This is a genomic window from Brevundimonas sp. GW821-FHT02A10, from assembly GCF_059422025.1.
Genome location: NZ_JBWKWC010000004.1, coordinates 322,936 through 343,261 on the forward strand (window position 1 = coordinate 322,936; position 20,326 = coordinate 343,261).

Here is a 20,326-nt window from a genome sequence, read left to right on the forward strand (position 1 = left end):
CGACCCACGGACAGGCTTACCCCTACCGATCGAGGCCGGTGGAGCCTGTCATGAGAGTTTTTCTGGCGTCCATTCCGATGGACGGCGCCCGTATCATCATCGTTGGAAACGGCGACGCCGCCCTGGCCAAGCTGCGCCTGTTCGGCCAGACCCCGGCTGACGTCGTCTGGTTCGCACCCGGCGGCGCGCCGACCGGCCCCGGCGCCCTGCAGGGCGGTCCCGTCCCCATCGAACGTCTTCCCGAAGTCTCGGACCTGGCCGGCGCCCGACTGGTCTTCATCGCCGTCGAGGACGAGGCCGTGGCCCGCGAACTGGCGGCTCTGGGCCGTGCGGCCGGAGCCCAGGTCAATGTCGTCGACCGTCCGGCGCTGAGCGACTTCCACACCCCCGCCCTGATCGACCGCGATGAGGTCGTGATCGGCGTCGCCACCGGCGGCTCGGCCCCCATCCTCGCCCGCGACGTCCGCAGCCGCATCGAGGCCGTCCTGCCCGCGGGTCTAACGCATGTGGCGAAGCTGGCCCGCGACCTGCGCGAGACGGTCATCGCCAGCGTGCCCGACTTCATGGCGCGCCGTCGCTTCTGGGAGAGGGCCTTCCGGGGGCCGGCCGCCGACCTCGCCGCCGCCGGCCAGACCGCCGAGGCGCGCCGCGAGATGCTGCGCCTGCTGAACGTCGCCGCGCCCGAGCAGGGCGTCGTCCATATCGTCGGCGCCGGTCCGGGCGATCCCGAACTGCTGACGCTCAAGGCCCTGCGCGTACTTCAGGACGCCGACGTCATCATCCACGACCGTCTGGTGCCGGAGGCTATCCTTGAGCGCGCCCGCCGCGACGCCCGCCGCCTCTACGTCGGCAAGGCCCGCGCCGAGCATTCCGTCCCGCAGGACCAGATCGAGGCCCTGATGGTCGAGGAGGCCAAGGCAGGCCACCGGGTCGTGCGGCTCAAGGGCGGCGATCCCTTCGTCTTCGGTCGCGGCGGCGAGGAGCTGGAGGCCATGCGCCGCGCGGGCGTCGCCGTCTTCGTCGTGCCGGGCATCACCGCGGCCGTCGGCTGCGCGGCCTCGGCCGGCATCCCCCTGACCCACCGCGACCACGCCCAGGCGGTGACCTTCGTCACGGCCCAGGAGAAGCCCGGCGGCATCGCGCCCGACTGGAACCGTCTGGCCGCCCCCAACCACACCTTGGCCATCTATATGGGCGCCGACCGCGCCGAGCAGACTGCAGCGAACCTGATCGCGGCGGGCCGCTCGCCTGAGACCCCTGTGGCCATCGTCGAGAATGGCAGCCGCCCGGACGAGCGGGTCATCAACGGAACGCTCGGTGATCTCGGCGGCCTGGTCGCCCGGTCCAGCCTGACCGGCCCGGCCCTGCTGTTCGTCGGCGAATGCGCGGCCTTCTCGGCGGCGGAGCTGGATGTACGGGCGGAGCTGGTCGCATGAAGCTGATCACCGCCAACCGCCTGTCCGACGGCCGCGTCATCTATGTCGGCGAGGACGCCTCCGTCGTCGAGGACATCGCCTCGGCCGCCCTGTTCGACGGCGACGAAGCCGACGCCGCCCTGATCGCCGCGGCCTCGCAGCCCGGCACCTTCGTCAACGCCTACCTCGTCGAGGTCACCGGCCACACCCCCTCAGGCCGCGACCGGCTGAAGGAGACCATCCGTTCGGCGGGCCCCACGGTCGGCAACAGCCTCAAATTCCACGAGTCAGCCTGATGTACCGCTATGACGAGTTCGACGCCGCCCTGGTCCGGGAACGGGTCGAGGAATTCCGCGACCAGGTCGAACGCCGGGCCTCCGGCGCCCTGACCGAGGACGAGTTCAAGCCGCTGCGCCTGATGAACGGCGTCTATCTGCAGCTCCATGCTTATATGCTGCGCGTCGCCGTCCCCTATGGCGTCATGAACGGCGGCCAGATGCGCCAGCTGGCCCACATCGCCCGTACCTATGACAAGGGCTATGGCCACTTCACCACCCGATGCAACATCCAGTACAACTGGCCGGCCCTGACCGACCTGCCGGCGATCCTCGAGGATCTGGCCGAGGTCGAGATGCACGCCATCCAGACGTCAGGGAACTGCATCCGCAATACCACCACCGACGTCTTCGCCGGCGCCGCCGATGACGAGGTCGAGGATCCGCGTCCCTGGTGCGAGGTCATCCGCCAGTGGTCGACCATCCATCCCGAGTTCTCCTTCCTGCCGCGCAAGTTCAAGATCGCCGTGGTGGCGTCGAAGAAGGACCGCGCTGCGATCCGCACCCATGACGTGGGCCTGCAGATCGTGAAGGGCGCCGACGGCGGCACCGCCTTCCGCGTCTTCGTCGGCGGGGGTCAGGGCCGCCTGCCCCACATCGGTCAGGAGATCGCCGCCGCCGTCCCCGGTCCTGAGCTGTTGGCCTATCTGACCGCCATCATCCGGGCCTGGAACCTGCTGGGCCGCCGCGACAACATCCACAAGGCGCGGATCAAGATCCTCGTCGCCTCGCTGGGCATCGATGCCTTCCGCGAGGAGGTGGACCGCCACTTCGCTACCCTGCGTCAGGAGGCCCTGCAGGTCCCCGCCGAGGAACTGGCCCGCATCCAGACCTATTTCGCCCCGCCGGCCTTCGCCGAGCTGCCGCGCCAGTCGGCCGCTTTCGACCGCGCGGTATTGGCGGACCCCGATTTCGCCCGCTTCAGCCGCAACAACGTCCGCCGTCACAAGCAGGCCGGCTACGCCTCGGTCGTCATCTCGCTGAAGCCCGTCGACGGCGTGCCCGGCGATATCACCGACACCCAGATGGAGGTCGTCGCCGATCTGGCCCAGCGCTATTCGTTCGACGAGGTCCGCGCGGCCTATGAGCAGAACCTCGTCCTGCCCCACGTCCGGCTCGACGACACCCCGGCCCTGTGGCGCGACCTGCTGGCGGCGGGTCTGGGCACGCCCAACGCCGACCTGGTCACCGATATCATCGCCTGCCCGGGTCTGGACTACTGCTCTCTGGCCAACGCCCGCTCGATCCCGGTCGCCCAGGCGCTGTCGAAGCGCCTCGCCGACCTGGACTGGCAGGAGAAGGTCGGTCAGGTCCGCATCAATATGAGCGGCTGCATCAACGCCTGCGGCCACCACCACGTCGGCCATATCGGCGTCCTCGGCGTCGACCGGAAGGGCGAGGAATACTACCAGATCACCGTCGGCGGTTCGCCCGACGAACAGGCGGCGCTCGGCGAGATCGTCGGCCGCTCCCTGCCCGCGGACGAGGTCGCCCCGGCCATCCAACGCGCGCTGGACCGCTATCTCGAGGTCCGCACCGAGGGCGAGCGCTTCATCGACACCGTCCGCCGCCTCGGCGCCGATCCCTTCCGCGACGCCATCTATGCATACGAGTTCGCCGATGCCTGAGCTGCAGCTTCTCGACTCCATCCAGAACGGCCCGCGTCTCAGCGTCACGACCCCGCTCGAGGAGGTCGAGGCCGCGGCCGCGACGACCGATGTGCTGGTGCTGGAGTTCGACGCCTTCCGCGACGGGCGCGGCTTCTCGCTCGCCTCGGTCCTGCGTGAGCGCGGCTATACGGGTCGGCTGATCGCCGCCGGCAAGGTCCTGCCCGATCAGGCCCGCCACCTGCGCCGGACCGGCTTCGACGCGGTCGAACTGAACCCCGGCGCCGATCAGGCGACCTGGACACGGATGGATCAGGCTTTCAGCGCCGCCTATCAGGACGCTGTCGATCCGGCGCCCACGATCTGGGAGCGCCGCGCCGCCGCCCGCGCTGCTACGCCGACCGCTCCGACCGGGACCGAACTCGAAGCGCTTGCCGACCGGCTGAACACCGAACTCGAAGGCGCCGACGCCGCGATCATTCTCAAGGCCGCGCTGGACCCGAGCCTCGGGCTGAAGACCGCCGCCATCTCCTCCTTCGGGGCCGAGAGCGCCGCCCTGCTGCATCTGATCGCGAAGGAGGATGCGGCCCTGCCCGTGGTCTTCCTCGAGACCGGCCAGCACTTCTTCCAAACCCTGCAGTACCGCAAACAGCTGTCGGAAAGCCTTGGCCTTTCCGATGTGCGTCTGGTCACGCCCGACGCTGCGGAGAAGGCCGATCTGGACGCCCGCGACGACCTCTGGAAGACCGACGCCGACGCCTGCTGCGACCTGCGCAAGACCCGCCCCCTGGCCCGCGCCACCGTCGGCTTCACCGCCCTGATCACCGGCCGCAAGCGGCATCAGAATGCGACCCGCGCCGCGCTCAAGCCATTCGAGGTGCTGGACGGCGTGCTGCGCGTCAATCCGCTGGCCGACTGGGCCGCCGAGGACATCGAGGCCCACCTGATCACCCATGCCCTGCCGCGTCATCCGCTGGTCGAGCAGGGCTACCTCTCCATCGGCTGCCATACCTGCACCCGGCCGGTGCAGGAGGGCGAGGATGCACGCGCGGGCCGCTGGTCGGGGATGGACAAGACCGAGTGCGGCATCCATCTGGGACGTCGTGAGCCCATCGCGGCCTGACTCTCTCACCTGCCCCGCCTGCCCTGCTCTACTGAAAGACTTCCCGTGACCGTCACCCGTTCCGTCACCGACCTGATCGGCAATACCCCGCTGATCCGGCTGAACCGCCTGTCGGAAGCAACCGGCTGCGAGATTCTGGGCAAGGCCGAGTTCATGAACCCCGGCGGCTCGATCAAGGACCGCGCGGCCCTGTCGATCGTTCAATCGGCCCGCGCTTCGGGCGCGCTCAAGCCCGGCGGGACCATCGTCGAGGGCACGGCGGGCAATACGGGCATCGGCTTGGCCCTGGTCGGCGCGGCACTTGGCCACCCGGTCGTCATCGTCATCCCGCGGACCCAGTCGGAAGAGAAGAAGCAGGCCATCCGCTCACTGGGCGCCCGTCTGGTCGAGGTCGACGCCGCCCCCTTCGCCAGCCCCAACCACTTCGTCCACTATTCGGGCCGTCTCGCCGCCGAGCTGAACGAACGCGAACCCAACGGCGCCATCTGGTCGAACCAGTTCGACAACCTCGCCAACCGCGAGGCCCACTATACGACCACCGGCCCGGAGATCTGGGCCCAGACCGAAGGCAAGGTCGACGCCTTCGTCAGCGCGGTCGGCTCGGGCGGCACCCTGGTCGGCGTGTCCGCATTCTTGCGCGAACAGAACCCCGACATCCGCATCGGCCTGGCCGACCCGGCCGGCGCGGCGCTGTTCAACTGGTTCACGAAGAACGAGATGACGTCCGAGGGCTCCTCCATCACCGAGGGCATCGGGGTGGCGCGCATCACCGGCAATCTGGAAGGCTTCGCGCCCGACTTCGCCTACCGCATCGAGGACGCCGACTTCCTGCCGATCCTGTTCGATCTGGTGAAGGACGAAGGCCTGTCCCTGGGCGGTTCGGCCGGCGTGAACCTGGCCGGCGCCGTGCGTCTGGCCAGGGATCTCGGCCCCGGCAAGACCATCGTCACCTGCCTGTGCGACCCCGGCTCGCGCTATGCGTCCAAGCTTTTCAACGCCGACTTCCTGCGCGGCAAGGGCCTGCCGGTCCCGGAGTGGACTTCGGACGCCGCGCCCGAGATCGTGGCGGCCTGAGGCGGGCATCCTGACCCGATCCGACTAAAGTCAGAGGTTGCGACCAAGACTTCTGAAACCATGACGTGTCACTGATGTCCGGATCATTCCGACGTCAGTCAGGGTTCATGAACGTCCGCCTTCTCATCATCGCCGCGGTGCTCTGGGCCCTGACCGCCCTCGCGGCGCCGGCCCATGCCCAGATCGCCGTCGCCTACAGCCCAACGGGGTCCCCGGCGCTCGGCCGGATCGTGCGCGACAGCGGCGCCTCGACCTTCACCATCAGCACCAGCGGGACGGTCACCCGCACCTCCGGTTCGGCCATCCGCCTGTCGAGCGCTTCGGTGACGCCGCCGACGATCACCATCTCCTGCGGCTTTCTGAACCTGGACAGCCTGTGCGCCCTGCGTCAGGTGCGGGTGACGGTTCAGGCCGTGCCGAACGCCAATGCGAAGATCACCCACTTCTACATCAGCAGCCTGCTGGGCAATCTGCTCTATGCGGGCCAGACGCCGCCGTCGGGCTCCAGCATGACCTTCGACCTCAAGCCTCTGGGCCTGCTCGGCACCGGCACCTTCACCCTCGGCATGGATGTCTGGATCTCGGGCGGACTGGCCAGCGGGCAATATAATTTCGACTACGTCGTCACCGCGACCTTCATCTAGAGCGGCCAGAACAAAAGGATCAGCGGCGGTCCGGCCAGAAGCACCAGCAGGCTCAGTGGGGCGCCCAGCCTCGGATAGTCCGAGAACTTGTACCCGCCCGGCCCCATGACCAGCGTATTGCACTGGTGCCCGATGGGAGTCAGGAAGTCGCACGCCGCCCCGACCGCCACCGCCATCAGGAAGGGATCGGGGTTGAAGCCCAGCTGCTTCGCCAGGGTCGCGCCGATGGGGGCCACGATCAGCACGGTCGCGGCGTTGTTCAGGAAGGGAGTCACCGCCATCGAGGCCAGCATGACCCCGCCGACCGCAATCACTCCCGGCATGCCTCCGAAGACGTTGCGCAGCAGCCCCGCGATCAGATCCGACCCGCCAGTGTTCTGGATGGCGTCCGACACCGGGATCAGGGCCGCGATCAGGACCAGCAGCGGCCCGTCCAGCGCCGCATAGGCCTCGCGCATCTTCAGGCCGCCCAGCGCCACGATCACCACCGCCGCCCCGAAGAAGGCGACGGCCACCGGGACCACACCGAACCCGACCAGGGTCATGGCGATAGCCAGCACCACCGCCGGCAGGAAGCGTTTGCGCACGCTGCCCAGCCTCACCTCGCGCTCGGCCAGCGGCAGCAGGTCCAGCGCCTTCAGGGCCGTCGGCAGGCTTTGTTCGGCGCCCTGCAGCAGGACGATGTCGCCGGGCTGGAGCCTGGCCGTCCTCAGATGCTGGGTCAGCTCGTAGCCACTGCGCGACACGCCCAGCAGGTTGATGCCGTGCTGGCCATAGAGGTCGGACTGGCGCACCGACTGGCCTTGCAGCGGGGAGTTGCGGCCGATGACGGCCTCGACCACGGCGATGTCCTCGCTGGCCTTCTCCATGACGATGGGGCGGTCATCGCGGATCAGGCTCAGCTTCGAGCGGCCGAGAAACTCTTCCAGCGCCTGCTGCTCGCCCTCAACCAGAAGGACATCGCCCGGCCGGATAACGACATTGCCGCGCGGATTGGGTCGGCGCTTGCCGTCCCTGATCAGGGCCATGATCCGTACATCCCCCTCCCCACAGTCGGTCAGAGCCTTGATTGACATCGACCCCGGCGCCCAGTCCTCGGGCGCACGCACCTCGGTGGCGTAGGCGTTGGCGGCCAGGGCGGCGTTCATTGTCGCCGCCCCCTGCCGTTTCTTCGGCAGCAGATGATAGCCGAAGGCGAGGAAGGCGAGCGCAATCGCCGTCAGGCCCAGACCGACCGGGGCATAGTCGAACATGGCGAAGGGCTTGCCGAGGATCTCGTGGCGCACCTCGGCGACGATGATGTTGGGCGCCGTGCCCACCAGGGTGACCATACCCCCGGCCATGGCGCCGAAGGCCATGGGCATCAGCAGCCGCGACGGCGCCGAGCCGGTCTTCCTCGCCACCTGCAGGGCCACCGGCATCATGATGGCCAGGGCGCCGACATTCTTGGTCGCCATCGACAGCAGGGTCACCGCCCCGGTCAGGACCGGGACCTGCGACCGCTCGGTCTTCAGATGCGGCAGCACCTTCCGCATCGCCAGTTCGATGATGCCGGAGCGGGCGAAGGCCGCCGAAACGATCAGGGCGCAGGCGATGATGACGGTGACGTCGTTCTTGAACCCGTCGAAGGCCGCGTCGGCCGGAATGATCCCGACCGCCAGCCCCGCGACCAGGGCGACCACCGCCACCAGATCATAGCGGAACCGCCCCCAGACGAAGGCCCCGATGGTCAGGGCGATCAGTCCGAACGCCAGCCCCTGCTGCAATGTCACGCGGTTTCAGCCCTCAAGTCAGAAGTCTTCAACCCTCGCGAGGCTTGACCGTTCCGCGTGGCTCAGGGGTTCGCCCCATTGAAATCCGGCGTGCGGGATCAACCATGCCGCCGGAACCGCCCCGCTTTCCGGACGCTGACGGACCATGACGCTGAACGACCTGGCGAAGCTCAATGACACCAAGCTGCTGGTGTTCAGCGGCTCGACCCTGACCCTGGGCGGAATGCTTCTGGGCGCCGCGATCATCGCCGCCTCGATCATCCTGTCGCGGATCGTCGGTCGTGGCCTGAAGGGTCTGCGCGAACGCTCGCCCCAGAAGTCGACGGCGGCGCTCTATCTGCTGGAGAAGCTGACCACCTATGGCCTGGTCATCCTGGGGGTGATCTCGGGCCTGACCACGGCGGGGCTGAATCTGTCGTCCATCGCCGTCTTCGCCGGGGCCATCGGCATCGGCATAGGCCTGGGCCTTCAGGGGGTGGTCAAGGAGTTCGTGTCCGGCCTGTTCCTGATCTTCGACCGGATGGTCTCGGTCGGCGACTATGTCGAGCTGGAGAGCGGGGTGCGCGGCGCCATCATGGAGATCGGCCCGCGGGCGACGCGGCTGCGCACCAATGACAACGTCAACATCATCGTTCCCAACTCGACCTTCATCCAGGACCCTGTCACCAACTGGACGCTCAAGGGGGACACGCGGCGCATCCACATCCCCTTCAAGGTCGCCTATGGCGCTGATCGCGGGAAGGTGCGGGACGCCGTGCTGGAGGCCGCCCGCGCCAGCCCCTTCACCCTGGCCGAGACCGAGGCGCGCAAGAGCCAGGTCTGGCTGGTCGGTTTCGGCGAGAACGGCCTGTCGTTCGAACTGGTGGTCTGGCCGACGCGGGCGGCGGTCAAGCGGCCGGCCGGGATGCACGCGGCCTATACATGGCTGATCGCCGACGCCCTCGACGCCGCCGGGATCGAGATCCCCTTCCCCCAGACCGACATCCGCCTGCGCAGCGTCTTCGGCCAGGAGGGTGAATCGGCGATGGAGCAGCTGGGCTGGACGAAGCCGAAGACGAAACGGGATGCGCCGAAGCCGGTCGCCTCACCACCGCCCATAGCCGCGCCCAACGACGCGGCCGACGAGATCCTCAGTCCCCAGACCGACCCGACCGATCCCGACAACGAACCTGACGACGAGCCCGCCCCGTCCCGGAAGCGCTAGACGCCCGAGGTGTCGATCCGCGCCACCACCGACATGCCGGGGGCCAGCCGCGTGGTGACCTCCTGATTGGGGTCGATGGCGATCCGAACCGGCACCCGTTGCGCCACCTTGGTGTAGTTGCCGGTGGCGTTGTCGGGCTTGATGACGCTGAACTCCGAGCCGGTCGCAGGAGAGATGCGCTCCACATGGCCGCGCAGCTTGGCGCCGCCGAGCGAGTCGACCGTCATCTCGACCGGCTGGCCGATGCGGATGTTCTTGAGCTGGGTCTCCTTCATATTGGCGTTGACCCAGATGAGGTTGGGCACCAGCGAGGTCAGCTGGGTGCTGCCCGCCACCACCGACTGGCCGAGCCGGACCGAGACCTCGCCGAGGCGGCCATCGGCCGGGGCGACGATGCGGGTGTTGTCGAGGTTGATCTGGGCCAGACGCACCTGGGCACGGGCGGCCTCGACCGCCGCCTCCAGCGAGCCCCGGCTGACCACGGCGGAGGAGACGCCCGTCTGGGCCACGCCCTGCAGGGCATTGGCCTCGGCGACGGCGGCCTGAGCCGCGCGCAGCGAGGCCTGGGTGGTGTCGATCTGGGCCTGGGCGACCCAGCCGCCCTCGAACAGCTTGCGGGCCCGGGTGGCATTGGCCTGGGCCTGAACCAGCGCCGCTTGGGCCGAGGCGATCGAGGCGTTCCGCTGCGCAACCGTCCCTTGCGCCGACGCCTGGGTGTTGGAGGAGTTGGCGAGGGCCGCCTCTGCGGCGTGCAGGTTGGCCGTCGCCTGATCCAGCTGCTGGCGATAGATGCGGTCATCGACCGTGGCCAGAAGCTCCCCCTGCTTGACCACCTGATAGTCCTGCACGCGGACCGAGGTGACATAGCCCGAGACCTGCGGGCTGATGATCGTCACCTGGCCGCGCACGAAGGCGTTGTCGGTGTGCTGGATCGCCCCCGAGAAGGGCGGCAGCTTCCAGGCGTAGAGCACCAGACTGATCCCCACGAGGGCGACGATGCCCAGGATCACGCCGAACAGGGCGCGCTTTGCAGGGATCGCGGCGGGAGCCGGAGCGGGGGGAGCGGAAGGGTCGGTCGTGTCGGTCATGGCGGGTCTCGGGGGCGAAATCAGTGGGCGGAGGCGGCCGCGTCGGCGGCCTCGCGGGCGGCGGCGCGGTGCGCCTGAATACGGGGGCGGAAGTGCACGAACGTCGTCCACAGACAGCCGGCGGCGGCAGCGAGGGCGATCAACAGGAAGACGTCGTTGTAGGCCAGCACATGGGCCTGGGTAGTGATCTGCTGGGTCAGCAGGCTAACGCCGTCGCCGGACCGGAGGATCTGGTCGTTCTGGACCCGGGCATAAGCCCCGCCCAGCTGCTGCAGCCGAAGCACCGTTGCAGGGTCGCCCATGTTGACGGTCTCGGCGATCTGGCTGGAGTGAAACTTCTCGCGGATCGTCTCAATGGAGCCGACCAGGGCCGTCCCGGCCAGGCTGCCGACGTTCTGGATCACCGAGAAGGTCACGATGAAGCTGACCAGATTCTGCGGCGCCTTCGTCAGCACCTGGGTGATGCCGATCATCAAGGCCGGGCCGATGAACAGGGCCGAGGCGAAGGCCAGCAAAGCCTGGCTGAAGTAGAGATTGACCGGCCGGGTCAGGCTGGTCGCATGGCTGTCGATGAAGGCGCCCACCGCGATCAGGGCCAGGGCAATGGCGATGGGCTTGTAGAGCTTGGCCATGTTCAGGGTCATGGCGCTGGTCACGATCCCGGCGGCCATGGCGACCAACACGACCCAGAACAGGCTGCGCATCTGCTCCAGCCCCAGACCCATCTGCTGCAGGAAGCCGACCGAGCCCGAGGTCTGTTCCGACAGGACGACGCGCAGCAGCAGGATGGCGAGGATCAGCCGGATCAGGTCGGCGCCGCCGAGGAAGCGCAGGTCGATCAGCGGACGCTTGCGGTAGAATTCGATGATCATGGCCGTGGCCAGCAGCAGGATGGAGCCGATCAGGGCCCAGCCGATCCAGCTCGCCTCGGTCCACCATACATAGCGGCCCAGCCCGAGCACGGCGCACAGCAGGGCGATGCCCGGTGCGAACAGGGCGAAGGTCAGGAAGTCGAGCGGCTGATAGGCGTCGATGCGCTGCGACGGCGGCAGGCGCAGGGCGAAGACCCCGGCCAGCGACAGCAGGGCCAGACCCAGCTGCGACAGGTTCAATCCCTGCCAGTCGCCGATATCGAGCAGGTGGGTCGAGACGATCCGGGCGATGGGCACCGCGAAGCTGGACAGGCCGATGCCGATGATCAGCCCCTTCAGCCGGTGCGCCGCGGGGAAGGCCTGGATGATGTAGAGAAAGCCCAGCGTCGACATGCCGGCGCCGCAGATGCCCGCGACGGCCCGGGTCACCAGCTCGCTCTCGAAGCTCGAAACGAAGACGTTGGCGATCGAGACGGGCACGAAGATGCCCAGGATGATGCGGGTGAAGGGCTGGAGCCCGTACTGCTGACGGAACTTGACGAGGATCAGGTTCATGCAGGCGTTGGTCATGATGAAGACCACCGGCAGCCAGGCCGCCTCGGTCGTCGTCACCCCGAGATGCCCGGCCAGGCTCTGGATATTGGCCGTGACTACCGCATTGCCGAGGTTGCCGGTGATGGCGACCAGCAGGCCCACCGCGCCATAAGCCAGACGCAGCCGCCAGTGGTGGTCCGGCGTCGCGGGCGAGCCGATCAGGGTCGGCTTCTCATGCGGCTGAAGAGTCTTTTCGTACTCTTCCCAAGGCAAATCATGAGGGCGTGTCATGGGCGAATCCGAAGTCCGTCCAGCAGCAACGCGCGAATACGCTGTGCGAACATATCACGCTCTTCCGGCGTCGGGCGGCTGGCGCCCGCGCCGAGGATCATGGCGATGGCGCGGATGTCGCTGGGGCCGAGGTCGGGGCGAACCAGACCGGCGGCCTTGGCGCGTTCCAGCGCCCCCTCCCCCGCCTCGACCAGCTTGGTGCGGATGGGCTTGAGGGCGCCCGAGGACTGGGCCTCGCGCAGGGCGGCGTCGAGGCCGGCGTTCCTGCCCAGCACCTCGGCCAGCTGGTCGACGAACCAGAAGAAGGCCTCCGGATCGTCGCCGCGTTCGCGGGTCCGCCGGGCGAGGTCCTCAAGCTGATCCTCGAACACCGCCAGGGCCAGGGCCGTGCGGTCGGCGAAGTTGCGATAGAGGGTCGCCCGCCCGACGCCGGCCTTCTCGGCGATGACATCGAGAGGGACGTTGTAGCCCTGATCGGCGAAGGCCTCGGCGGCGGCAACCAGCAGGGCGTCACGTCTTTCAACCGCATCTTTTCGAGGGGCTCGGGCCATGGAGCGCTAAGTGGACACCAATGTCCGCTTTGACAAGCCCGTCAGACAGGTTGATGGCGAAATTTATCTCGCAGATGCGAAATCCTGCACAGTTTCCGGCGTCAGAGCCGCCAGACCTCGGACTTCTGACCCTCCTCGCCCAAGGTCCCGGCCACCCAGTTGCAGATTTCGGTGGCGGCCTCGTCGGTCCCGGCGGGCGGATTGACCACCACCATGGCGCAGCCGTTCATCTTCATCGGATTGGTCAGGGGCCGCAGACGGACCTCGGCGACCACCGTGGGATGGGCCGTTCCGAGGCGGCGCAGGAAACCGTCGAAGGTCTCCAGATCCTTGAGCGGGGTCCAGATCGCGACGGTCGCGGCCGGCCTCGCCTTGATCAGATCCAGCGTGGTTTCGGCGGCGCGCAGATAGTCGTCGGGCTGTTCGAACGGTGGGTCGATCAGGATGAGGTCGGCGGCCCCGGCCTTCGCCTCGGCCAGCACCGCCTTGAACCCGTCGCCCGGGCGCCCTGAGGCGCTCGGATGACGGCGCAGGGCGTCGACAAGCAGGGAGGCGACGTCGCCGCTGATGTCGAAGCCGGCATAGCGGTCGTCGGGCCGCAGGTGGCGCGCGATCAGCAGGGGCGAACCCGGATAAAAGCGCACCCCGCCCGCCGGGTTCACCGCCCTCACCTCCCCGGCCAAGGCCGCGACCAGAGGCGGCAGACCGTCGGCCTGCATCAGCCGCTCGACGCCCGCCTCGGCCTCTCGCGAGCGCGCCGCGTCGCCGGACAGGTCGTAGAGGCCGGCGCCCGCGTGGGTGTCGAGGACGGCGACCGTCGCCCGCTGGGCCTGCAAGGTCTTCAGCAGCCAGAGGACAAGCGCATGCTTGACCAGATCGGCGAAGTTTCCGGCGTGAAAGCTGTGGCGATAGTTCATGCCCGCTCGTCCCTCGCCCACGCGATCAGGTCAAGCGGAACCGGCCCCTGTTCCGAGCGCCAGCCGACACAGGAACCGGCGAACCTCGCGAAACGTTCGCCGCACATGCCCGACGGTTCCATCCGCTTTGTCCCCGCTCACGAACTTCCTCATGAGGTTCCGAAGGGGCTTACCTACTGCAGCGACGAGAACCCGGGTCTGAGGCGCAGCCGCAGCGGAACAGGCTTTGCCTATCACGATGCGAAGGGCGAACTGATCCGCGACAAGGCGGTGATCGATCGCATCCGCCATCTGGCCATTCCCCCGGCCTGGACCGACGTCTGGATCTGCCCGCGCGCCACCGGCCATATCCAGGCGACCGGCCGCGACGTGAAGGGGCGCAAGCAGTACCGCTATCACCCCGACTGGAGCACGGCCCGGTCGGAGACCAAATTCGATCGCCTTCCCGCCTTCGCCCGCGCCCTGCCGAAACTGCGCAAACGCGTCGAGGCAGATTTGTCCAGCCGCGGCGCCAGCCGGGACAAGGTGCTGGCCACCGCCGTACGCCTGCTGGAAATCACCCTGATCCGTGTCGGCAACGCCCAGTATGCGAAACAGAACCGCTCCTACGGCCTGACCACCCTGAACAAGCGCCATCTGGAGATGGACGGCGCGGCCCTGACCTTCGAGTTCCGGGGCAAGAGTGGGGTGGACCACAAGGTCAGCGTCCGCGACCGGCGGCTGGCGACCGTGGTGCGATCACTGCGCGAACTGCCGGGCCAGCATCTGTTCAAGTATCGCAACGCCGACGGCGACCTGTGCCCGATCACCTCCGATGACGTGAACGCCTATATCCGCGAGGCCATGGGCGACGGCTTCTCGGCCAAGGACTTCCGCACCTGGGCCGGAACGGTTTCGGCGGCACGGGCCCTGCGCGACATGGAGCTGCCAACCTCGCCCACCGACGCGAAGCGCCGGATCAACGTCTGCGTGAAGGCGGTGTCCGGCCTGCTGGGCAACACCCCAACCGTCTGTCGCGCCTCCTATGTCCATCCGGCGGTGTTCGAGGCCTATGCCGACGGCTCGCTGCGAAAGGTCCTTCCCGGATCGCAGACGGCAGGCTTCGAGAAGGCCCTGGTCAAGCTTCTGTCCCAAGCATGACAAAAAGCTGAGTTGAGCACACAGCGTTACGCGGGTAACGACGATCCACCATTCCTGAGGGGGAAACCGTCATGCGCCTGTCCAACGCCTTCCTGCGTCTCGCCGTCGTCTTCATCGTGATCGGGGTCAGCCTCGGCTACTATATGGGCGCGACCCAGAACTTCACCGCCTCGGCGGTGCACGCTCACATCAACCTGTTGGGCTGGGTGTCGATGTTCCTCTACGGCCTCTTCTATCGCGCCAATCCCGACGCGGCGGAGGGCTGGCTGCCCAAGGTCCATTTCTGGTTCGCGGTCATCGGCTTCGTGATCTTCATGCCCGCCCTTCTGATCGAAGTGCTGCAGATCAAGTCGGCGCTCGCCTTCGCCCAGATCGGCCTGATCGCCGGCCCGACCCTGGTGGTCATCGGCATGATCCTGTTCGCGATTATCGTCTTCGGCGCCACCCGCGCGCCCCGAAGCGTGGCCGCATGACGGTGTTCTGCTGGGAGGAATGCTCCCAACCCGCGTTAGAAAATCCCCTTTTGTGAGATAGGGATTAACGGTCACGGTTCCCGGGCATAGCCAGGAGGATGACCCGTGCCCGCGACCTTGCCCCGAACCGCCCGCCGCCGAAACCGCGACCTGATCTCCCTGGCGGCGCTGACGGCCTGCGTCGCCGGGCCGGCCTTCGCCCAATCCGCTGACGGCGGTGAGGCCGGCGGCGGCGCTGCGCCCCCGATCCAGACCCGCCCCGTCGTCGATCCGTCCTACGCCAGCGTCGGGGACATCGTCGTCACGGCCCGGCGCCGTGACGAACGAGCCCAGGACGTGCCGATCGCCCTGACGGTGATCAACGAGGAGCTGCTCAACCGCACCGGCGCCTATAACGTCGCACAGGTCACCCAGCTGGCCCCCTCGGTCCAGCTGCTCAGCCCCAACGCCCGCAACACGGCCATCACCATCCGGGGTCTGGGCGCCAGCTACGGCCTAGCCAACGACGGCCTCGAACAGGGCGTCGGCATCTATATCGATCAGGTCTACTACAGCCGCCCGGCGACGGCGACGCTGGACTTCGTGGACATCGACCGGATCGAGATCCTGCGCGGTCCTCAGGGCACCCTGTTCGGCAAGAACACTACCGCCGGGGCCCTGAACATCACCACCCGCGCGCCCAGCTTCACGCCCGAGGCCCAAGGCGAGCTGTCGATCGGCGACTACAACTTCGTCCAGGCCAAGGCGACGGTCTCCGGGCCGCTGATCGCCGACACCCTGGCGGCGCGCCTGTCGTTCGTCTCGACCACCCGCGACGGCACGCTCGATAACGCCACCGTCGGCCACGCCCAGAATGCCCAGAAGTCGATCAGCCTGCACGGCCAGCTACTGTACCAGCCGACCGAGAAGCTGCAGGTCCGCCTCTACGGCGATTATTCCGACCAGACCCCCGACTGCTGCACCCAGCTCTACGTCCGCGTCGGCCAGACCCTGAAGGCAGCCGATGTCCAGTTCGCGGCGCTCGCCGCCGGGCGCGGCTATGTCCCGGCCAGCACCAACCCCTACGACCGCACCGCCGACGTCGACGGTAAGATCCAGGCTGATCAGATCCAGCGCGGCTTCTCCGCCATCGTCGACTATGACTTCGGCTGGGCGACCCTGACCTCGGTCTCGGCCTGGCGGGCCTGGGACTGGCGCCCGGCCAACGACCGCGACTACACCGCGCTCGACATCACCCGCCAGTCGGCCAATCCGTCGGATCAGGACCAGTGGAGCCAGGAACTGCGCCTGTCCTCCAACGGCAAGAACCGCGTCGACTGGACCGCCGGCCTCTATGCCTTCCATCAGGCGGTGGAGACCCACGGCATCACCGAATACGGCAATGACGCCACCTACTGGCTGACCGCTCACGACGCCGCCTACAACGCCGCCACGGCGACGGACCCGCACGCCCTCGATTCCCTGCTGGCGGGCTACACCGTCTTCAACGACAGCCGGATCGAGACGGACTCCCTGGCCGCCTTCGCCCAGCTGACCTGGAACATCACCGACCGTCTGCACCTGACGCCGGGCCTTCGCTACACCCACGAGGAGAAGGACGGGGCCTATGTCTCGACCACCACCGGCGGGCTGGCCACGACCAACACGGCCCTGCTGAACCGCCGCCTCGGCGTGGCCCGTCCGCAGGCCTATTCGGCCAGCATCTCGGACGGCGATCTGTCGGGTCAGGTGGCCCTGTCCTACGACATCAGCGACAACGTCCTCGCCTATGGCTCATGGGCGCGGGGCTACAAGTCGGGCGGCATCAATATGGCCGGCATCCCCAACCTGCCGTCGGGCGCCCCGTCCCTGACCAACGCCACGGTCAAGCCCGAGGTCGTCACGACCTGGGAGCTGGGCCTGAAGACCCAGCTGTTCGACAAGCGGCTGACCGCCAACCTCGCCGCCTATCGCACCGACGTCGAGGACTACCAGGCCAATGTCGTCGACACCGGCCCGGGCGCCCTGCGTGGCTATCTGGCCAATGCGAAGAAGGTCGAGATCCAAGGGATCGAACTGGACGCCTTCGCCCGGCCGACACCCTGGCTCGACGCCTACGCCAACCTGGCCTGGACCGACGCGAAATACGCCGACTTCGCCAACGGCCCCTGCCCGCTGGAGCTGATCGGATCGACCACCGTGGCCTGTAATCTGTCGGGCAAGGACCTGCCGGGCGTCTCCCCCTGGGCGGCGTCGGTCGGCGGCGAACTGCACCGCGACGTGACCGGTCTGGGCTATGCGGGCGAGGCCTATTTCGGCGCCGACGCCAGCTATCGCTCGACCTACAACGCCGACGCCTCGGTCTCGAAATACACGGAGATTGACGGTTATACGGTGCTCAACCTGCGCGCCGGCTTCCGCGCGGACAACGGCTGGGAGGCCTTCGTCTGGGTCCGGAACGCGCTCGACGAGGACTATCTGCAGCTGCTGACGGTTCAGGCTGGCAACTCGGGTCTGGTGCTGGGCACGCCCGGCGATCCGCGGACCTTCGGCCTTACGCTGCGGGCGAAATACTGAGGTCAGGCGCCCCGACGAGGTCCTGGAGCGTGCGCCGTTCCAGGACCTCGGCCAGGGCGTCGCGGCCTTCCAGCAGGACGAAGCGGATGCCGCAGGCCTGAACGTCCACGCAGTTCTCGCAGGCCTCGAACCGGGTGCGCGAGGCGCAGGGCGTCAGGGCCAGCGGCCCGTCCATGACCCGGATGATGTCGGCGACCGAGATCTCCGCCGCCGGCCGCGCCAGAGCATAGCCGCCCAGACGCCCGCGCGAGCTGACCAGCAGCCCCTCGCGCTTCAGCCGCAGCATCACCGCCTCCAGATATTTCCGGGGCGCGGAGATGGCCTCGGCGACCTCGCCGATGGCGGCGGGGGTCGGATGGCGCTCGGCAAGCGTCATCATCGCCCGCATCGCATAGCGGGCCGTATCAGACAGCATTGACGCCGCCTTCTGAAATCACGCCGCGTCCTGCCAGTTCAGAACGACCTTGCCCGACTGGCCCGACTTCATCGCCTCGAAGCCGTCGCGGTACTGCGAATAGCCCATGCGGTGGGTGATCAGGGGCTCCAGATCCAGACCGGCCTTGAGCAGGCCGAGCATCTTGCGCCAGGTCGTGAACATCTCGCGGCCATAGACGCCCTTGATGGTCAGGGCCTTGAGGATGATCGTGCCCCAGTCGGTTTCCATGGGCCTGGACGGAATGCCCAGCATGGCCATGCCGCCGCCCATGATCAGGGTGTCGACGCATTGCTTGAAGGCGATGGGCGAGCCGGACATTTCCAGCGCCACGTCGAAACCGACCTTCAGGCCCAGTTCCTTCATGACGTCGCGCAGGTCCTCGCGCGAGGTGTTCACGGTGCGCACGCCCGGGGCGACCTTGTTGCCGAGGTCGAGGCGATAGTCGTTGATGTCGGTCAGGACCACGGTGCGCGCGCCGGCATGGCGCGCGACGGCGGCGGCCATGATGCCGATAGGGCCCGCGCCGGTAACCAGCACGTCCTCGCCCAGCAGGTCGAACTGCTGCGCCGTGTGCACGGCGTTGCCGAACGGATCGAGCATCGAGGCGATCTCGTCGGACACGTCGTCGGGCAGCTCGATGACGTTGAAGGCCGGAGCCACGACGAACTCGGCGAAGGCGCCCTGACGGTTCACGCCGATGCCGCGCGTGTGCGGGTCGAGGTGGAAGTGACCCGCGCGGGCCGCCTCGGAGTTCAGGTCGATGACGTGGCCCTCGGCCGAGACGCGCTGGCCGATCTTCAGCGGCCGGTTCACGTCCTTGCCGATGGCGACGATCTCACCGGAGAACTCGTGGCCCGTGATCATCGGGGTCGGGACGTTCTTCTGGGACCACTCGTCCCAGTTCCAGATGTGGATGTCGGTGCCGCAGACGGCGGTGCGGTGCACCCGGATCAGCACGTCCTCGGGACCTGCGACCGGAACGGGGGCGTCGATCAGCTCAAGGCCGATCTCGGGCTTCATCTTGGCCAGCGCCTTCATGGTGTCAGTCATCAGATCACTCCCAACTCTTTACCGGCCTGTTTGAAGGCCTCGACCGTCCGGTCGATGTGTTCGAACGTATGCGCCGCCGACATCTGCGTCCGGATGCGCGCCGCGCCGCGCGGCACCACCGGGAACGAGAAGCCGATGACATAGACGCCCAGCTGCAGCATCCGCGCGGCGAGGGTCTGGGCCAGCTTGGCGTCGCCCAGCATCACCGGGATGATCGGGTGCTCGCCCGGCAGAAGGTCGAAGCCGGCGTCGGTCATGGCCATGCGGTAGCGGTGGGCGTTGGCGCTGAGGCGCGTGCGCAGGGCGTCGCCTTCAGACCCTTGCGCGATGCGGATCGCTTCCATCGAGGCGCCGCAGACGGCCGGGGCCAGGGCGTTGGAGAACAGATAGGGCCGGGCGCGCTGCTTGAGCAGCTGGACCACCGGCACGCTGGCGCAGATGAAGCCGCCCATGGCGCCGCCCAAGGCCTTGCCGAAGGTGCCGGACAGGAAGTCGATCTTCACCCCGTGGTGGGCGAAGGAGCCACGCCCCTGCGGACCGAGGAAGCCGGTGGCATGGCAGTCGTCGACCATGATCAGGGCGTCGTATTTGTCGGCCAGAACGCGGATCTCGTTCAGCCTGGCGATATAGCCGTCCATCGAGAAGGCGCCGTCGGTGGCGATGACGATGTTGCGGGCGCCGGCCTCGCGGGCCTCCTTCAGCCGGCTCTCCAGCTCGTCCATGTCGGAGTTGGCGAAGCGGTAGCGTTTGGCCTTGCACAGCCGCACGCCGTCGATGATCGAGGCGTGGTTCAGGCTGTCGGAGACGATAGCGTCCTCTTCCCCGAAGAGAGGTTCGAACAGGCCGCCGTTGGCGTCGAAGGCTGCGGCGAACAGGATGGCGTCCTCGAAGCCGAGGTAGCCGGCGATGGCGCTCTCGAGTTCCTTGTGGATGTCCTGGGTGCCGCAGATGAAGCGCACCGAGGCCGTACCCGCCCCGCGCCGGTCAGCCGCTTCCCTGGCCGCATCGACGATGCGCTGGTCGCCGGCCAGGCCGAGGTAGTTGTTGGCGCAGAAATTCAGCACCTGTCGCCCGCCGACCTCGATCACCGGCCCCTGTCGGGAGGCGATGACCCGCTCGGGCTTGGTCAGCCCCTGGGCGTCGATGTCAGCCAGTTCGGCGGCGATACGGGCGTGAAAGTCTGTCGGCATGGAGCCTCGGCAAGCGACTGCGAAGAGGCCCGCCGGTTACGCCGATTTCGCGGG

Annotated in this window: 18 protein-coding genes; 10 read left to right on the top strand and 8 right to left on the bottom strand. The window is 68.0% G+C overall.

Annotation, left to right across the window (positions count from 1 at the left end):
* The first annotated feature begins 50 nt into the window (after window positions 1–50).
* The 6 genes from cysG to AC07U0_RS13595 all read left to right on the top strand — a co-directional run bounded on the left by cysG (window position 51) and on the right by AC07U0_RS13595 (window position 6,198).
* Window positions 51–1,436, top strand: coding sequence for a siroheme synthase CysG (cysG, locus tag AC07U0_RS13570; protein ID WP_494720535.1), 1,386 nt, complete (start codon window positions 51–53; stop codon window positions 1,434–1,436).
* Window positions 1,433–1,711 carry a DUF2849 domain-containing protein gene (locus tag AC07U0_RS13575; RefSeq protein WP_494720536.1) on the top strand — a complete coding sequence of 93 codons (279 nt, stop codon included), beginning with the start codon at window positions 1,433–1,435 and terminating at the stop codon, window positions 1,709–1,711. The genes cysG and AC07U0_RS13575 overlap by 4 nt, the downstream gene beginning before the upstream one ends.
* Window positions 1,711–3,378 (top strand): nitrite/sulfite reductase, encoded by a 1,668-nt coding sequence (locus AC07U0_RS13580; protein ID WP_494720537.1) that lies wholly within the window; start codon window positions 1,711–1,713, stop codon window positions 3,376–3,378. The genes AC07U0_RS13575 and AC07U0_RS13580 overlap by 1 nt, the downstream gene beginning before the upstream one ends.
* Window positions 3,371–4,480: a phosphoadenylyl-sulfate reductase gene (locus AC07U0_RS13585; RefSeq protein WP_494720538.1), complete on the top strand. Its 1,110-nt coding sequence runs from the start codon at window positions 3,371–3,373 to the stop codon at window positions 4,478–4,480. The genes AC07U0_RS13580 and AC07U0_RS13585 overlap by 8 nt, the downstream gene beginning before the upstream one ends.
* Window positions 4,481–4,525: 45 nt before the next feature.
* Complete coding sequence (locus AC07U0_RS13590; protein ID WP_494720539.1) at window positions 4,526–5,554, top strand: cysteine synthase A; 1,029 nt, start codon at window positions 4,526–4,528, stop codon at window positions 5,552–5,554.
* 107 nt (window positions 5,555–5,661) lie between these two features.
* Window positions 5,662–6,198, top strand: coding sequence for a hypothetical protein (locus AC07U0_RS13595; protein WP_494720540.1), 537 nt, complete (start codon window positions 5,662–5,664; stop codon window positions 6,196–6,198).
* On the opposite strand, the gene AC07U0_RS13600 is transcribed toward AC07U0_RS13595, so the two are convergent.
* Window positions 6,195–7,970 carry an SLC13 family permease gene (locus AC07U0_RS13600; protein ID WP_494720541.1) on the bottom strand — a complete coding sequence of 592 codons (1,776 nt, stop codon included), beginning with the start codon at window positions 7,968–7,970 and terminating at the stop codon, window positions 6,195–6,197. The two genes, AC07U0_RS13595 and AC07U0_RS13600, sit on opposite strands and share 4 nt — an antisense overlap.
* A 145-nt stretch (window positions 7,971–8,115) precedes the next feature.
* On the opposite strand from AC07U0_RS13600, the gene AC07U0_RS13605 reads away from it, so the two are divergent.
* Complete coding sequence (locus AC07U0_RS13605; protein WP_494720542.1) at window positions 8,116–9,174, top strand: mechanosensitive ion channel family protein; 1,059 nt, start codon at window positions 8,116–8,118, stop codon at window positions 9,172–9,174.
* Here AC07U0_RS13605 and AC07U0_RS13610 read toward each other — a convergent pair.
* The 4 genes from AC07U0_RS13610 to rlmJ form a co-directional block, all read right to left on the bottom strand.
* Window positions 9,171–10,262: an HlyD family secretion protein gene (locus tag AC07U0_RS13610; protein WP_494720543.1), complete on the bottom strand. Its 1,092-nt coding sequence runs from the start codon at window positions 10,260–10,262 to the stop codon at window positions 9,171–9,173. The genes AC07U0_RS13605 and AC07U0_RS13610 overlap by 4 nt on opposite strands.
* Before the next feature lie 20 nt (window positions 10,263–10,282).
* Window positions 10,283–11,959, bottom strand: coding sequence for an MFS transporter (locus AC07U0_RS13615; protein WP_494720544.1), 1,677 nt, complete (start codon window positions 11,957–11,959; stop codon window positions 10,283–10,285).
* Window positions 11,956–12,510 carry a TetR/AcrR family transcriptional regulator gene (locus AC07U0_RS13620; RefSeq protein WP_494720545.1) on the bottom strand — a complete coding sequence of 185 codons (555 nt, stop codon included), beginning with the start codon at window positions 12,508–12,510 and terminating at the stop codon, window positions 11,956–11,958. The genes AC07U0_RS13615 and AC07U0_RS13620 overlap by 4 nt, the downstream gene beginning before the upstream one ends.
* 101 nt (window positions 12,511–12,611) lie before the next feature.
* Window positions 12,612–13,427, bottom strand: a complete 816-nt coding sequence (rlmJ, locus tag AC07U0_RS13625; protein WP_494720546.1) for a 23S rRNA (adenine(2030)-N(6))-methyltransferase RlmJ — start codon at window positions 13,425–13,427, stop codon at window positions 12,612–12,614.
* Window positions 13,428–13,532: 105 nt separating this feature from the next.
* Between rlmJ and AC07U0_RS13630 the strand changes: the two genes are divergently transcribed.
* From AC07U0_RS13630 to AC07U0_RS13640, 3 genes are all read left to right on the top strand, one after another.
* The gene (locus AC07U0_RS13630) at window positions 13,533–14,567 is read left to right on the top strand and encodes a DNA topoisomerase IB (protein ID WP_494720547.1); all 1,035 of its coding nucleotides are present in this window, start codon (window positions 13,533–13,535) and stop codon (window positions 14,565–14,567) included.
* Between the two features lie 71 nt (window positions 14,568–14,638).
* Complete coding sequence (locus AC07U0_RS13635) at window positions 14,639–15,040, top strand: hypothetical protein (RefSeq protein WP_494720548.1); 402 nt, start codon at window positions 14,639–14,641, stop codon at window positions 15,038–15,040.
* Between the two features lie 105 nt (window positions 15,041–15,145).
* Entirely contained in the window at window positions 15,146–17,596 is a 2,451-nt protein-coding gene (locus AC07U0_RS13640; RefSeq protein ID WP_494720549.1) for a TonB-dependent receptor, read from the top strand.
* Here the strand turns inward: AC07U0_RS13640 and AC07U0_RS13645 are convergent.
* The 3 genes from AC07U0_RS13645 to AC07U0_RS13655 are packed head-to-tail and all read right to left on the bottom strand — an operon-like array spanning window position 17,574 to window position 20,272.
* Window positions 17,574–18,011: an RrF2 family transcriptional regulator gene (locus AC07U0_RS13645; RefSeq protein WP_494720550.1), complete on the bottom strand. Its 438-nt coding sequence runs from the start codon at window positions 18,009–18,011 to the stop codon at window positions 17,574–17,576. The genes AC07U0_RS13640 and AC07U0_RS13645 overlap by 23 nt on opposite strands.
* Before the next feature lie 18 nt (window positions 18,012–18,029).
* The gene (gene tdh, locus AC07U0_RS13650; RefSeq protein ID WP_494720551.1) at window positions 18,030–19,082 is read right to left on the bottom strand and encodes an L-threonine 3-dehydrogenase; all 1,053 of its coding nucleotides are present in this window, start codon (window positions 19,080–19,082) and stop codon (window positions 18,030–18,032) included.
* Entirely contained in the window at window positions 19,082–20,272 is a 1,191-nt protein-coding gene (locus AC07U0_RS13655; protein WP_494720552.1) for a glycine C-acetyltransferase, read from the bottom strand. The genes tdh and AC07U0_RS13655 overlap by 1 nt, the downstream gene beginning before the upstream one ends.
* Window positions 20,273–20,326: the final 54 nt, after the last annotated feature.